The 13,852-nt window shown below is 61.0% G+C and carries 12 protein-coding genes; all 12 read left to right on the top strand.

The window, feature by feature from the left end:
- Positions 1-673 precede the first annotated feature (673 nt).
- The 12 genes from lspA to pyrE all read left to right on the top strand — a co-directional run bounded on the left by lspA (position 674) and on the right by pyrE (position 13,746).
- Positions 674-1,162 carry a signal peptidase II gene (gene lspA / locus BN1189_RS10845; RefSeq protein WP_373604619.1) on the top strand — a complete coding sequence of 163 codons (489 nt, stop codon included), beginning with the start codon at positions 674-676 and terminating at the stop codon, positions 1,160-1,162.
- A complete protein-coding gene (locus BN1189_RS10850; protein WP_040228012.1) occupies positions 1,162-2,073 on the top strand; it encodes an RluA family pseudouridine synthase in 912 nt (303 codons plus the stop codon). The genes lspA and BN1189_RS10850 overlap by 1 nt, the downstream gene beginning before the upstream one ends.
- Before the next feature lie 199 nt (positions 2,074-2,272).
- A complete protein-coding gene (gene pyrR / locus BN1189_RS10855) occupies positions 2,273-2,812 on the top strand; it encodes a bifunctional pyr operon transcriptional regulator/uracil phosphoribosyltransferase PyrR (RefSeq protein ID WP_040228013.1) in 540 nt (179 codons plus the stop codon).
- Positions 2,813-2,842: 30 nt separating this feature from the next.
- Positions 2,843-4,129 (top strand): uracil-xanthine permease family protein, encoded by a 1,287-nt coding sequence (locus BN1189_RS10860; RefSeq protein ID WP_040228014.1) that lies wholly within the window; start codon positions 2,843-2,845, stop codon positions 4,127-4,129.
- A 140-nt stretch (positions 4,130-4,269) separates the two neighbouring features.
- The gene (locus tag BN1189_RS10865) at positions 4,270-5,148 is read left to right on the top strand and encodes an aspartate carbamoyltransferase catalytic subunit (protein WP_040228015.1); all 879 of its coding nucleotides are present in this window, start codon (positions 4,270-4,272) and stop codon (positions 5,146-5,148) included.
- 1 nt (position 5,149) lies between these two features.
- Positions 5,150-6,427, top strand: coding sequence for a dihydroorotase (locus BN1189_RS10870; protein ID WP_040228018.1), 1,278 nt, complete (start codon positions 5,150-5,152; stop codon positions 6,425-6,427).
- Positions 6,427-7,533 carry a carbamoyl phosphate synthase small subunit gene (locus BN1189_RS10875; protein ID WP_040228020.1) on the top strand — a complete coding sequence of 369 codons (1,107 nt, stop codon included), beginning with the start codon at positions 6,427-6,429 and terminating at the stop codon, positions 7,531-7,533. The genes BN1189_RS10870 and BN1189_RS10875 overlap by 1 nt, the downstream gene beginning before the upstream one ends.
- Complete coding sequence (gene carB / locus BN1189_RS10880; RefSeq protein ID WP_040228022.1) at positions 7,526-10,723, top strand: carbamoyl-phosphate synthase large subunit; 3,198 nt, start codon at positions 7,526-7,528, stop codon at positions 10,721-10,723. The genes BN1189_RS10875 and carB overlap by 8 nt, the downstream gene beginning before the upstream one ends.
- Complete coding sequence (locus BN1189_RS10885; RefSeq protein ID WP_040228024.1) at positions 10,720-11,493, top strand: dihydroorotate dehydrogenase electron transfer subunit; 774 nt, start codon at positions 10,720-10,722, stop codon at positions 11,491-11,493. The genes carB and BN1189_RS10885 overlap by 4 nt, the downstream gene beginning before the upstream one ends.
- Positions 11,490-12,404 carry a dihydroorotate dehydrogenase gene (locus BN1189_RS10890; RefSeq protein WP_040228025.1) on the top strand — a complete coding sequence of 305 codons (915 nt, stop codon included), beginning with the start codon at positions 11,490-11,492 and terminating at the stop codon, positions 12,402-12,404. Before BN1189_RS10885 ends, BN1189_RS10890 begins: the two co-directional genes overlap by 4 nt.
- Positions 12,401-13,114 (top strand): orotidine-5'-phosphate decarboxylase, encoded by a 714-nt coding sequence (pyrF, locus tag BN1189_RS10895; protein ID WP_040228026.1) that lies wholly within the window; start codon positions 12,401-12,403, stop codon positions 13,112-13,114. Before BN1189_RS10890 ends, pyrF begins: the two co-directional genes overlap by 4 nt.
- Positions 13,111-13,746, top strand: coding sequence for an orotate phosphoribosyltransferase (gene pyrE, locus BN1189_RS10900; protein ID WP_040228027.1), 636 nt, complete (start codon positions 13,111-13,113; stop codon positions 13,744-13,746). Before pyrF ends, pyrE begins: the two co-directional genes overlap by 4 nt.
- Positions 13,747-13,852 lie beyond the last annotated feature (106 nt).

The following is a 13,852-nucleotide window of genomic DNA, read 5'->3' on the forward strand; positions in this document are numbered from 1 at the left end:
CCCGCCGGTGGAAAAATAAACCTGGACGACCCGCGGCCGAATCCGGACGACTCGGGTCGAAAAGCGGACGACTCGAGGCCGAAAGCGGACGACTCACCGATGGAAAAATAAACCTGGACGACTCGCGGCCAGATGCGGACGACTCGGGTCGAAAAGCGGACGACTCGAGGCCGAATCCGGACGACTCACCAATGGAAAAATAAACCTGGACGACTCACGGCCAGATGCGGACGGCTCGGACCGAAAAGCGGACGACTCGAGGCCGAAAGCGGACGACTCACCAATGGAAAAATAAACCTGGACGACTCGCGGCCAGATGCGGACGACTCGGACCGAAATGCGGACGACTCGAGGGCGAATGCGGACGACTCACCGGTGGAAAAATAAACCTGGACGACCCGCAGCCAGATGCGGACGACTCGAGGGCGAATGCGGACGACTCAACGATGGAAAAATAAACCTGGACGACTCGGACCGAAATGCGGACGACTCGAGGGCGAATCCGGACGACTCACGACCGAATCGGTCCGACTCGCCGGTGTTCCGCTCCCCCCTCTCTCAATTCCGCCCGCCATTTGGCAGCCGCTCAGTTCCGCTCGTCTTCCCGAAGTCTCTGCGCCGTTCTCCGCCGTATGGTAAAATGGGTAAGATTCCAATCGACGGAGGAAAAACTGTGACTATCTTTTATTATGCCATCGCTGCGGCGGTCGTCGTCCTGGACCAGTGGACGAAGTGGCTTGTCGTCAAACATATGGAAGTCGGGGAGCGCATCGGTGTTCTGGATCCGTATTTCGGCCTGCTTTCGCACCGGAACCGCGGAGCGGCGTGGGGCATGCTGCAGGGTCATATGTGGCTGTTCTACATCGTGACGATCGTCGTGGTCGCCGGAATCCTGTATTACTTCCACCGGCACGGCAAGGAAGGCGGGCCGGCGTTCCGGGCGAGCCTCATGCTGCTGCTCGGCGGGGCGCTCGGAAACTTCATCGACCGGATCCGGATGGGGGAAGTCGTCGATTTCGTCGATGTTTTCATTCCGGTCATCCGCTACGATTTCCCGATCTTCAACATCGCCGATGCGGCGCTCACGTTCGGAGTGGCGATGCTGATCCTCCACATGCTCCTTGAAGAAATCAAAGAAAAGAAGAAGAAAAAGGTGTCCTAATGGAAAATCATTCATTTACCGTAACGGCGGAACAGAACCGTATCCGCATCGACAAGGCGCTTCCCGCGCTCGACTCCGACTGGACCCGTTCCCGGATCCAGGGATGGATCAAGGACGGGCTCGTCCGGGTCAACGGACAGGAAGTGAAGCCGAACCATGTCCTGAAAGAAGGGGACCGGGTGGAGATCGGAGTGCCTGAGCCGGAGCCGCTTGAAATCGTCCCGGAAGACCTCTCGCTTGAGATCGTCTACGAAGACGGGGACGTGCTCGTCGTCAATAAGCCGCGCGGCATGGTCGTCCACCCGGCGGCGGGCCACGCGTCCGGTACGCTCGTGAACGGCCTCATGCACCATTGCAGCGACCTGTCGGGCATCAACGGCGTTCTGCGCCCCGGGATCGTCCACCGGATTGACAAGGACACGACGGGTCTCCTGGCCGTCGCCAAAAATGACCGGGCGCACACATCCCTTGCGGAGCAGCTGTCCAAAAAGACGGTGACGAGAAAGTATACCGCGCTCGTCCACGGAAACATCGACCATGACAAGGGGACGGTCGACGCGCCGATCGGGCGGGATCCGAAGGACCGGCAGAAGATGACGGTAATCGACGGCGGCAAGCAGGCTGTCACTCATTTCACCGTGCTCGAACGGTTCGGCGACTTCACGCTCATCGAGTGCCGTCTGGAGACGGGCCGGACGCACCAGATCCGGGTCCATATGAAATATATCGGCCATCCGCTCGCGGGCGATCCGAAATACGGGCCCCGCAACACGATCCCGTTCGGCGGCCAGGTGCTCCATGCGGGCGTGCTCGGATTCGACCACCCGGCAACCGGAGAGTATATGGAGTTTGAAGTGCCGCTCCCGGATGATTTCTCGGAGCTGCTGAAAAAACTCCGGTCGCGCCGTTGACATGCCGGCCGGCGAAGGTGTATAGTAAGGCGAATCAATTAAATACGAACCTTTAAGTCGGTCCGGAGAGGCCGGGAAGGTTGTACGGGAATCCCAATAGCCCATGCCGGATGCATGGCCTTGCGGGTGAATTCTGCACGTATGCCCTCCTGCCTTCCGGCGGGAGGGTTTTTTCATTTCATAGCGGGGAGGAACGGAAATGGGACAGAAGACGAATCTTCTTGATGAAAAAGCGATCGGCCGCGCGGTCACCCGGATCGCCCACGAAATCATCGAGCACAACAAAGGGATTGAAGGCTGCATCCTCGTCGGCATCAAGACGAGGGGCGTTCACCTGGCGAGCCGGCTTGCGGACAAAATCGAACAGATCGAGGGCGTCCGGATCGAGATGGGGGAGCTCGATATCACCTTGTACCGCGACGACATCCGAAAGGACGGGATGGAAGCCCCGCTCGTCCAGCAGGTCGACATCGAGCAGGATGTCACGGACCGGAAAGTGATCCTCGTCGATGACGTGCTCTATACCGGCCGGACTGTCCGGGCGGCGCTGGACGCGGTCATGGACATCGGCAGGCCGGCGAGCATCCAGCTCGCGGTCCTCGTCGACAGGGGCCACCGGGAACTTCCGATCCGGCCGGACTATGTCGGGAAAAATGTCCCGACCTCGAGCGGCGAGCGGATCACGGTGGAACTGACCGAAACCGACGGGACGGACAGCGTCTCAATCCAGAAATTCTGAATCTGAACGAAAGACAGGAGACCGGACGAAATGGCAAAAGCAGCACTCGACATCCATGAGAAGCCGTCCAGCGGCAAATGGCTGACACTCAGCCTCCAACATATGTTTGCGATGTTCGGCTCCACGATCCTCGTGCCCCAGCTTGTCGGGCTGAGCCCGGCGATTGCGTTGCTCACGAGCGGGATCGCCACCATCGTCTTCATCCTCGTGACCCAGTTCAAGGTGCCTGCGTACCTCGGGTCTTCATTCGCCTTCATCATCCCGATCCAGGTGGCGACGAAAGCCGGCGGGATCGGCAGCGCCATGATCGGCAGCATGTTCGTCGCCCTCGTGTACGGGCTCGTCTCGCTGCTCATCTGGAAGACCGGCTACAAGTGGATCATGAAGATCCTGCCGCCGGTCGTCGTCGGGCCGGTCATCATGGTCATCGGGCTGGCGCTTGCGCCGACCGCCGTCCAGATGGCGAGCACGATCGATGTGGACGGGACGAACACTTACAGCTTCCTGCATTTCTCCGCGGCGCTCGTGACGCTTGCCGCCGCAGTCATCTGCATCATCTTCTTCAGGGGCATCATCAGCCTCATGCCGGTGCTCATCGGCATCGTCGCCGGCTACATCTACTCCGCGGCGATCGGCATCATTGATTTCACCCCGGTGAGGGAAGCGGCCTGGTTCCAGGTTCCGGAATTCCTCATCCCGGGAATCGACTACAGCTTCCACATCACGCCGACGCTGCTGCTCGTCATGGTGCCGATCTCGATCGTGACGATTTCCGAGCACATCGGCCACCAGCTCGTCCTTGGCCGGATCGTCGACCGGAACTTCATCAAGGACCCGGGCCTCAACCGGTCCCTCCTCGGCGACGGACTCGGGACGCTCTTCAGCGGACTCGTCGGCGGCCCGCCGAAGACGACGTACGGAGAGAACATCGGCGTGCTTGCACTCACTCGGGTGTTCAGCGTGCATGTCATCTTCGGGGCGGCGCTGTTCGCCATCCTCTTCTCTTTCCTCGGGAAGCTCATGGCGCTCATTTCCACCATCCCGCAGGCGGTGCTCGGAGGCATCTCGATCCTGCTGTTCGGGATCATCGCCTCGTCCGGCCTCCGGATGCTTGTGGAACACGGGATCGACTTCGACAACCAGCGCAACCTCGTCATCGCGTCCGTCATCCTGGTGACGGGGATCGGCGGGGCCGCCATCGAGATCAGCGAGACGTTCAAAATCGAGGGCATGGCGCTCGCCGCCATCCTCGGTGTCCTGCTCAACCAGATCCTGCCGGGACGGCCGGAAGGGAAGGAAGCGGGAGACGCCGAATAAAGAACCGCCTTTTAACTGCATCCGGGAGATGCGGAAAGGCCTCCCCTCGCCGGGCGTGCTGCAGGCTGCAGCGCGATCGCGGCGGAGAGCCTTTCCATGCCCGGGAAGGCTCTTTTCTTACATAAGGGAGGACGGAAAACATGAACCATCTGCTATCGATGAAACAGCTCGGGACGGACGACATCCTTAACATGCTCCGGCGCGCCGGCGAGCTCAAGAGAGGATCGGCTTCCGGCCTGCCGCCGGGCCATACGGTCAGCAACCTGTTTTTTGAGCCGAGCACGAGGACGAAGACGAGCTTTGAAATGGCGGAACGGAAGCTCGGACTTTCCGTGATCCCGTTCGAGTCCGGATTCTCGAGCGCCCTGAAAGGGGAGACGCTGTACGACACGGTGAAGACGCTCGAGGCGATCGGCCTGGATGCGCTCGTCATCCGCCATCCCGAAGACCGGTACTACGAACAGCTTGAAGGCCGGACGTCCGTTTCGATCATCAACGGCGGGGACGGTTCGGGACAGCATCCGACCCAGTCGCTGCTCGACCTGTATACGCTGCAGGAAGAGTTCGGCGGGCTTGAGGGCCTCAAGGTGACAATCGCCGGGGACGTGGCACATAGCCGCGTCGCCAAGTCGGACCGGGACGCGCTCGAGAAACTCGGCGCGGAAGTCCGCTATCTGTGCCCGCCGGAATGGCGGGGCGATTTCGAGGCGGCCGACGACTGGTCGGATGTGCTCGAAGACAGCGACGCGGTCATGCTGCTCCGCGTGCAGCATGAGCGGCACGGCGAAAGCGGCAGCTTTTCGGCGGAGGCGTACCACGAACGGTACGGTCTCACGGAGGAGCGGGCCGCCCGGATGAAAGAAGGCACAATCATCATGCATCCGGCTCCGGTGAACCGGGGCGTCGAGATCGCGGACTCGCTCGTGGAAGATCCGCGGTCAAGAATTTTCAGGCAGGTGGAAAACGGCATGTTCGTCAGGATGGCCGTGCTGGAAACGATACTGAAAGGGAGAGATTGAGATGGGCACATTGATCCGCAATATCCGCACACTAGACCCGAACGGGGAACTGAAGGAGACTGACCTCCTCATTGAAGACGGGCGTTTCGAAAAGATCGGCCAAGGCATTAGTGAAGAAGGGCATGAAATGATCGACGGCGGCGGACGGTTCGCCGCACCGGGATTCATCGACGTTCATATCCATCTCCGCGAGCCGGGCGGCGAGCACAAGGAAACGATCGAGACCGGGACGCTTGCGGCGGCAAAAGGCGGCTTCACGACGGTCTGTGCCATGCCGAACACCCGGCCGGTGCCGGATACGGCGGAAAACCTGGACAAAGTCAACCGGCTCATCGAAGAAAAGGCGCTCGTCCGCGTCCTCCCCTACGCTTCCATCACCATCCGCGAGGCGGGCAAGGAACGGACGGACATGAAGGCGCTGAAGGAACACGGGGCGTTCGCCTTCACCGATGACGGAGTCGGCGTCCAGCAGGCCGGCATGATGTACGAGGCGATGCAGGACGCTGCGGAGATCGGCATGCCGGTCGTCGCACACTGCGAAGACAACACGCTCATCTACGGCGGCGCGATGCATGAAGGCAAGCGGAACAAAGAACTCGGCATTCCGGGAATCCCGTCCATCGCGGAATCCGTCCACATTGCACGCGACGTGCTGCTCGCGGAAGCGGCCGGCGCCCACTATCATGTCTGCCATGTGAGCACGAAGGAATCGGTCCGGGTGATCCGGGACGCGAAGCGGGCCGGCATCCGGGTGACGGCGGAAGTGACTCCGCACCATCTTCTCCTGACGGAAGATGACATTCCGGGAAATGACGCCAACTGGAAGATGAACCCGCCGCTCCGTTCCAGGGAGGACCGGGATGCCCTGCTTGAAGGGCTGCTCGATGGCACGATCGACGTCATCGCGACGGATCATGCGCCGCATGCGGCCGATGAAAAGGCGGCCGGCATGGAGAAGGCGCCGTTCGGCATCACGGGACTGGAGACCGCATTCCCGCTGCTTTACACCCGCTTTGTCGAAACCGGCGAGTGGACGCTCAAGCAGCTGACCGACTGGCTGACAACAAAGCCGGCGGACGTGTTCGGCTTTGAATTCGGCGAAATTGCGGAAGGAAAACCGGCAGACCTCGTCCTCGTCGATCTGGAGACGGAACGGGAAATCGATCCGGCAGCATTCGCTTCAAAAGGGAAAAACACACCATTCGACGGCACCGCCTGCAAAGGCTGGCCGGCGATGACGGTATACGGCGGCAAAATCGTATGGCAGGAGGGACAATGATGACGAAGAAACGATATCTGATTCTTGAAGACGGCACGGTGTTTGAAGGGGAGGCGTTCGGAGCGGACCGCGGGATGGTCGGCGAAGTTGTTTTCACGACCGGCATGAGCGGCTATCAGGAGGCGCTGACGAACCCGTCGAATATCGGCGTGATCGCAGTCATGACTTATCCGCTTATCGGGAACTACGGAGTGAACCGGGATGATTCGGAGTCGGTCGAATTCCACCTCGGCGCGCTCGCGGTGCGAGAAATCACAACGCAGCCTTCGAACTTCCGCAGCGACCAGGACCTTGCTTCCTACATGAAGGAACGGAACATCCCGGGCATTTCCGAAATCGACACGCGCAAGCTCACCCGCATCATCCGGAACAAAGGCACGATGAAAGGGATGCTGACGGAGGCGGGCGCAGACGCGGATGTCCAGACGACGCTCACCGTCCTCGCCGCTTCCGGCCTGCCGACCAACCAGGTGGAGGCCGTGTCGACAAAGCGGCCGTATCCGAGCCCGGGCCGCGGCAAGCGGGTCGCGGTCGTGGACTACGGCATGAAGCACGGCATTCTCCGCGAGCTGAACAACCGCGGCTGCGACGTGCTCGTCGTCCCTCACGACACATCCGCCGAAGATGTGCTCGCCTGGCATCCGGACGGCATCCTCCTCTCCAACGGACCGGGCAATCCCGAAGACGTCGAGACGGCGCCGGAATTCATCCGCGGCGTGCTCGGCAAAGTGCCGGTGTTCGGCATCAACCTCGGCCACCAGCTCCTCGCCCTCGCCTGCGGCGCAAAGACATATAAAATGACGTTCGGCCATCACGGCGGCAACCACCCGGTCAAGGATCACGCGACGAACCGGACGGAGATCACTTCCCAGAACCACGAATTCGCCGTCGACCGGGACTCCCTCGAAGGGACGGGTCTGGACGTGACCCACACCGCCCTGAACGACAACACCGTCGAAGGGCTTGCCCACAGCCTGCATCCGGCGTTCTCGGTCCAGTTCAACCCGGAAGCTTCCCCGGGACCGGAAGACGCCAATCACCTGTTCGACCGGTTCATCGACCTCATGGAGCGCCAAAACGGAAAGGAGCAGCAAGCCAATGCCTAAACGTACAGATATCGAAACGATCCTCGTCATCGGTTCCGGCCCGATCGTCATCGGCCAGGCAGCAGAATTCGACTACGCCGGAACCCAGGCCTGCCTGTCGCTGAAAGAAGAAGGATACCGGGTCATCCTCATCAACTCGAACCCGGCGACGATTATGACCGACACCGAGATTGCGGACAAGGTCTACATCGAGCCGATCTCCCTCGAGTTCGTGTCCCGCATCATCCGCAAAGAACGCCCGGACGCCATCCTTCCGACGCTCGGCGGGCAGACGGGCCTGAACATGGCGATCGAACTCCATAACTCCGGCATCCTCGATGAACTCGGAATCGAAGTGCTCGGCACGAAGCTCGACGCGATCAACAAGGCGGAAGACCGCGAACTGTTCCGGACGCTCATGAATGAACTGAACGTGCCGGTTCCTGAAAGTGAGATCATCCATAACATCGAGGAAGCGAAGGCGTTCGTTGCCCAGATCGGCTACCCGGTCATCGTCCGCCCCGCATTCACGCTCGGCGGCACGGGCGGCGGCATCTGCCACGACGAACAGGAACTTGAAGAGATCGTCGCAAGCGGCCTGAAATACAGCCCGGTCACCCAGTGCCTTCTCGAAAAGTCGATCGCGGGCTTCAAAGAGATCGAATTTGAAGTGATGCGCGATTCAGCGGACAACGCGATCGTCGTATGCAGCATGGAAAATTTCGACCCGGTCGGCATCCATACCGGCGACTCGATCGTCGTGGCCCCTGTCCAGACGCTCTCCGACAGGGAAGTCCAGATGCTCCGGAACGTCTCGCTCGACATCATCCGCGCGCTCGGCATCGAAGGCGGCTGCAACGTCCAGCTTGCACTTGACACGGACAGCTTCGATTTCTACGCAATCGAAGTGAACCCGCGCGTCAGCCGCTCATCCGCGCTCGCTTCGAAGGCGACCGGCTACCCGATCGCGAAGCTCGCATCGAAGATCGCCGTCGGCCTGACGCTCGACGAAATGCTGAACCCGGTCACCGGCAAGACATACGCCTGCTTCGAGCCGACGATCGACTACATCGTGGCGAAGATCCCCCGCTGGCCGTTCGATAAATTCGAAAGCGCGAAACGGAACCTCGGCACGCAGATGAAGGCGACCGGCGAGGTCATGTCGATGGGCCGCACATTCGAAGAGGCGATCCTGAAGGCCGTCCGCTCGCTTGAGACGGGACTTTATCACCTGAACCTGAAGCACGGCGAAGAACTGACGCCCGAATGGATCGAAAAGCGGATCCGCCGTGCGGGCGACGAGCGGCTGTTCTTCATCGGAGAAGCGCTCCGCCGGGGCGTCACGGTCGAGACGATCCACGAATGGAGCAAAATCGACTTCTTCTTCCTGAACAAGCTTGAGAAAATCGTCTCCTTTGAGAAGACGCTCACCGACAATCCGTTCGACCGCACGACGGCCCGCAAAGCGAAGCGGATGGGCTTTGCCGACCGGACGATTGCGGAGCTGTGGAACACCGATGAGCGCAGCGTGTACGAATGGCGCACCGGACAGGGGCTGATCCCTGTTTACAAGATGGTCGATACATGCGCCGGCGAATTCGAATCCGAAACCCCGTACTTCTACGGCACTTATGAAGAGGAGAACGAATCGCTCAAGACGGACAAGGAAAGCGTCATCGTGCTCGGTTCCGGACCGATCCGGATCGGCCAGGGCGTCGAATTCGACTACGCGACCGTCCACTCGGTCTGGGCGATCCAGCAGGCCGGATACGAGGCGATCATCATCAACAACAACCCGGAGACCGTTTCCACCGACTTTTCGATCTCGGACAAGCTCTACTTCGAGCCGCTCACGATCGAAGATGTCATGCACATCATCGACCTCGAGCAGCCGGAAGGCGTCATCGTCCAGTTCGGGGGACAGACGGCGATCAACCTGGCGGCGGAACTGGAAGCCCGCGGCGTGAAGATCCTCGGTACAACGCTTGAGGACCTCGACCGTGCGGAAAACCGGGATAAGTTCGAGCATACGCTCCACGAAATCGACATTCCGCAGCCGCTCGGGAAGACGGCGGTCTCCGCGCCGGAAGCGGCCATCATCGCACGGGACATCGGCTATCCGGTACTCGTCCGCCCGTCCTACGTGCTCGGCGGCCGCGCGATGGAAATCGTCTACAACGAAGAAGAGCTCCTTCACTATATGGAACATGCCGTCGAGGCGAGCCCCGAGCATCCGGTCCTCATCGACCGGTACCTGACCGGGAAGGAGATCGAAGTCGATGCCATCTCGGACGGCGAGACGGTCCTCATCCCGGGCATCATGGAACACATCGAGCGCGCCGGCGTCCACTCGGGCGACTCGATCGCGGTCTACCCGCCGCAGAGCCTGACGGCCAGGCAGATCGCCACGCTCACCGATTACACGGAACGTCTTGCAAAGGGCCTGAACATCATCGGCCTCCTGAACATCCAGTATGTCATTTCGGACGGCGAAGTGTATGTCATCGAAGTGAACCCGCGCTCGAGCCGGACGGTTCCGTTCCTCTCGAAGATCACGCGAATCCCGATGGCGAACATCGCCACGAAGGCGATCCTCGGCCAGTCGATCCGGGAACAGGGATACGAGTCCGGTCTCGTCGAAGCGGAGGGCGGCGTCTACGTGAAAGTGCCGGTGTTCAGCTTCGCGAAGCTCGCACGGGTCGACATCACGCTCGGGCCTGAGATGAAATCGACCGGCGAAGTCATGGGCAAGGACACGACACTTGAAAAAGCCCTTTATAAGGGGCTTGTCGCCTCGGGCATGGAAATCCGGAACCACGGAACGGTCCTCATGACGGTCGCCGACAAGGACAAGGAAGAGGCAGCGGAAATCGCCGCGCGGTTCGCCGACATCGGCTACCAGCTCCTGGCCACGGAAGGGACCGCCGAAGCGATCCGCGAAGCGGGGCTGCGCGTGCGGACGGTCGGCAAGATCGGCGGCGAAGGCAAGACGCTCATCGACGTCATCCAGAAAGGCGAGGCCCAGTTCGTCATCAACACACTCACGAAAGGCAAGCAGCCGGAGCGCGACGGATTCCGGATCCGCCGCGAAACCGTGGAGAACGGCATTCCGTGCATGACGTCGCTCGATACGGCAAAAGCGGTGCTCCGCGTGCTCGAGTCGAGGACCTTCTCTGCGGACGCGATGCCGGCCGGGGAGGTACATGCATGATCCGCAACGAAAGAATGACGGTCGTCTCCCAGAAGGAGATCGCCCGGAACATTTTCGAACTCGTGCTGGAAGGCGGACTCACTTCAGATATCGGGACACCGGGCCGTTTCGTCCATGTCCGGGCAGGGGAAGGATTCGATCCGCTGCTCCGTCGCCCGATCAGCATCACATCAACCGATGAACAGGCCGGGACGATGACGCTGATTTACCGGGCGGAAGGGAAAGGGACCCGTCTGCTTGCGGAAAAGAGTGCCGGCGGGTCTGCCGATGTGCTCGGACCGCTCGGCAACGGCTTTCCGGCTGAAGCGGCAAGGCCCGGATCAAAAGCGCTCCTCGTCGGGGGCGGGATCGGCGTGCCGCCGCTCTACGGACTGTCGAAAAAACTGAAGGAATCCGGAGTGGAGCCGGTCCATGTGCTCGGCTTCCAGTCGTCGGACGTCGTGTTCTACGAAGAGGAATTCAGCCGGCTCGGCGAAACGCATATTGCGACCGTCGACGGCTCGGCCGGAGAGCAGGGCTTCGTGACGGACGTCATCAAAGACCTCGGCATGGACTTCGGTGTGTATTACAGCTGCGGCCCGATGCCGATGCTGAAGGTCGTCTCCGGCGCGATGGCCGGGACGGAAGGCTACCTGAGCTTTGAAGAGCGGATGGGCTGCGGCATCGGCGCCTGCTTCGCCTGCGTCTGCCAGACGGACGCGAATGAAAAAGGCTATGTGAAAGTATGCTCGGACGGACCGGTGTTCCGGGCGGGGGTGGTGAACCTATGAACAGGCTTCAGGTGGAATTGCCTGGACTCACGCTGAAAAACCCGATCATGCCGGCAAGCGGCTGTTTCGGGTTCGGCAAAGAGTATGCACAGCTTTACGATCTATCGGTGCTCGGCGCGATCATGGTGAAAGCCACGACGCTCGAGCCGAGGTTCGGCAATCCGACGCCGCGCGTCGCGGAAACGCCGTCCGGCATGCTGAATGCGATCGGACTGCAGAATCCGGGCCTCGAAAAGGTTGTCACGGAAGAGCTTCCTTGGCTGGAACAATATGATGTCCCGATCATCGCAAACGTGGCGGGTTCCGAAACGGAAGACTACGCGGCGGTATGCGAACGGATTTCAAAATCGCCGAACGTTCACGCAATCGAGCTGAATATCTCATGCCCGAACGTAAAATGCGGCGGCATCACATTCGGCACGGATCCGCTCGTCGCCAAGGAACTGACGCAGGCGGTCAAGGCCGTCTCATCGGTCCCGGTGTACGTCAAGCTGTCGCCGAACGTCACGGATGTGACCGCTATCGCAAGGGCGGTCGAGGAAGGCGGCGCGGACGGGCTTACGCTCATCAATACGCTCGTCGGCATGCGCTTTGATCCGAGGACGGGACGCCCGGTCATCGCAAACGGAACCGGCGGCCTGTCCGGTCCGGCCGTGAAGCCGGTCGCCCTGCGCATGGTATACGAAGTGTCGCAGGCCGTCTCGATCCCGGTGATCGGGATGGGGGGCATCGCCGAAGTGGATGATGTCATCGACTTCATGTCTGCCGGCGCAAGTGCCGTGGCGGTTGGGACCGCCAATTTCGTCGACCATTTCATCTGCCCGAAACTGATCGATGCGCTGCCGGCACGGCTGGATGAACTCGGCATCGGACACATTGCGGAGCTGACCGGAAGGAGCCACCGACCATGACCGATGCACCGATCATCGCACTTGATTTCGCGACTCCAAAAGAGGCGTCCGCGTTCCTGAAAGAGATTCCCGGCAGGCTGTCGGTGAAGATTGGAATGGAGCTGTACCTGCAGAACGGCCCGTCGGTCGTCGAGTCGGTACGGGAAGCGGGACATGATATTTTCCTTGATCTGAAACTGCACGACATCCCGAACACGGTCGGCCAGGCGATGAAGGGACTTGCCGGTCTCGGCGTCGGCATGGTGAACGTCCATGCGGCAGGCGGCCGGGAAATGATGGAGCGGGCGCTCGAAGGGCTCGAAGCCGGAACACCGTCTGGCGCCGGGCGGCCGAAGCTCATCGCCGTCACCCAGCTCACTTCCACTGCCGAAGAACAGATGCAGCGGGAACAGGGGATTGCAGGTTCCCTGGCGGATTCCGTCATCCGGTATGCGGAGCTCGCGAAGGCGGCCGGCCTCGACGGCGTCGTCTGCTCCGTCCATGAGGCGTCCGCCATCCGGGAAGCATGCGGCGAAGAATTCCTGAAAGTGACGCCGGGAATCCGCCTTGCGGGAAGCGGCGTGCAGGACCAGAAACGGATCGCCACTCCGGGTGAAGCGCGGAGGGCCGGGTCGACGCATATCGTCGTCGGCCGGACGATCACGCGTGCGGATGATCCGGTCCGCGCCTATGAAGAAGTCAAACGGCAATGGGAGGATGGGTCCAGATGACGAACAAACGAGAAATTGCAGAAGCGCTCCTGTCGATCGGCGCGGTGCGCTTCAGCCCCGAAGAACCGTTCACATGGGCATCGGGCATCGAGTCGCCGATCTACTGCGACAACCGGCTCACAATGTCTTATCCGGAAGTGAGAAGGACGATCGCAAAAGGGCTCGCGGAGCTGATCCGCAAACAATTCCCGGATGCCGAAGTGATTGCGGGCACCGCGACCGCTGGCATTCCCCATGCAGCCTGGGTGAGCGAGGAGCTCAACCTGCCGATGATCTACATCCGATCGAAGCCGAAAGGCCACGGACGCGGAAACCAGATCGAAGGCGAAATCCAAGAGGGGGCCAAAACGGTCATCATCGAAGACCTCATCTCGACAGGCGGCAGCAGCCTGACCGCTGCCAAAGCCGCTGCGGAAGCGGGGGGCGACGTCCTCGGAGTGGCCTCGATCTTCACATACGGCCTCGACCGGGCGGAAGCAAACTTCCAGGAAGCGGGTCTCCCGCATTTCAGCCTGACAGATTTCGGGGCGCTTGCGGAAGCTGCGGCCGAAAGCGGCGCCATTTCGGGCGGAGAACTCCCGGCACTCATCGACTGGCACGGAAAACTGAAAAGAGGCGAACTGCAGTCGTAAGACCGGTTCCCGCGCAGCAGGAGGCAATGCCGAATTCGGCGGCCTCCTGTTTTTTTTTTGGAGCCGGGCGGCAACAAATACGGCCGGTTCGTATCCAATCCGTTTT

This window comes from Bhargavaea cecembensis (assembly GCF_000826125.2).
Lineage (GTDB): Bacteria > Bacillota > Bacilli > Bacillales_A > Planococcaceae > Bhargavaea > Bhargavaea cecembensis_B.

Coding starts and splice junctions, on each gene's coding strand:
- BN1189_RS10850 (WP_040228012.1), top strand. CDS start 1,162: ATGGAAAATCATTCATTTACCGTAACGGCGGAACAGAACCGTATCCGC.
- pyrR (WP_040228013.1), top strand. CDS start 2,273: ATGGGACAGAAGACGAATCTTCTTGATGAAAAAGCGATCGGCCGCGCG.
- BN1189_RS10860 (WP_040228014.1), top strand. CDS start 2,843: ATGGCAAAAGCAGCACTCGACATCCATGAGAAGCCGTCCAGCGGCAAA.
- BN1189_RS10865 (WP_040228015.1), top strand. CDS start 4,270: ATGAACCATCTGCTATCGATGAAACAGCTCGGGACGGACGACATCCTT.
- BN1189_RS10870 (WP_040228018.1), top strand. CDS start 5,150: ATGGGCACATTGATCCGCAATATCCGCACACTAGACCCGAACGGGGAA.
- BN1189_RS10875 (WP_040228020.1), top strand. CDS start 6,427: ATGACGAAGAAACGATATCTGATTCTTGAAGACGGCACGGTGTTTGAA.
- carB (WP_040228022.1), top strand. CDS start 7,526: ATGCCTAAACGTACAGATATCGAAACGATCCTCGTCATCGGTTCCGGC.
- BN1189_RS10885 (WP_040228024.1), top strand. CDS start 10,720: ATGATCCGCAACGAAAGAATGACGGTCGTCTCCCAGAAGGAGATCGCC.
- BN1189_RS10890 (WP_040228025.1), top strand. CDS start 11,490: ATGAACAGGCTTCAGGTGGAATTGCCTGGACTCACGCTGAAAAACCCG.
- pyrF (WP_040228026.1), top strand. CDS start 12,401: ATGACCGATGCACCGATCATCGCACTTGATTTCGCGACTCCAAAAGAG.
- pyrE (WP_040228027.1), top strand. CDS start 13,111: ATGACGAACAAACGAGAAATTGCAGAAGCGCTCCTGTCGATCGGCGCG.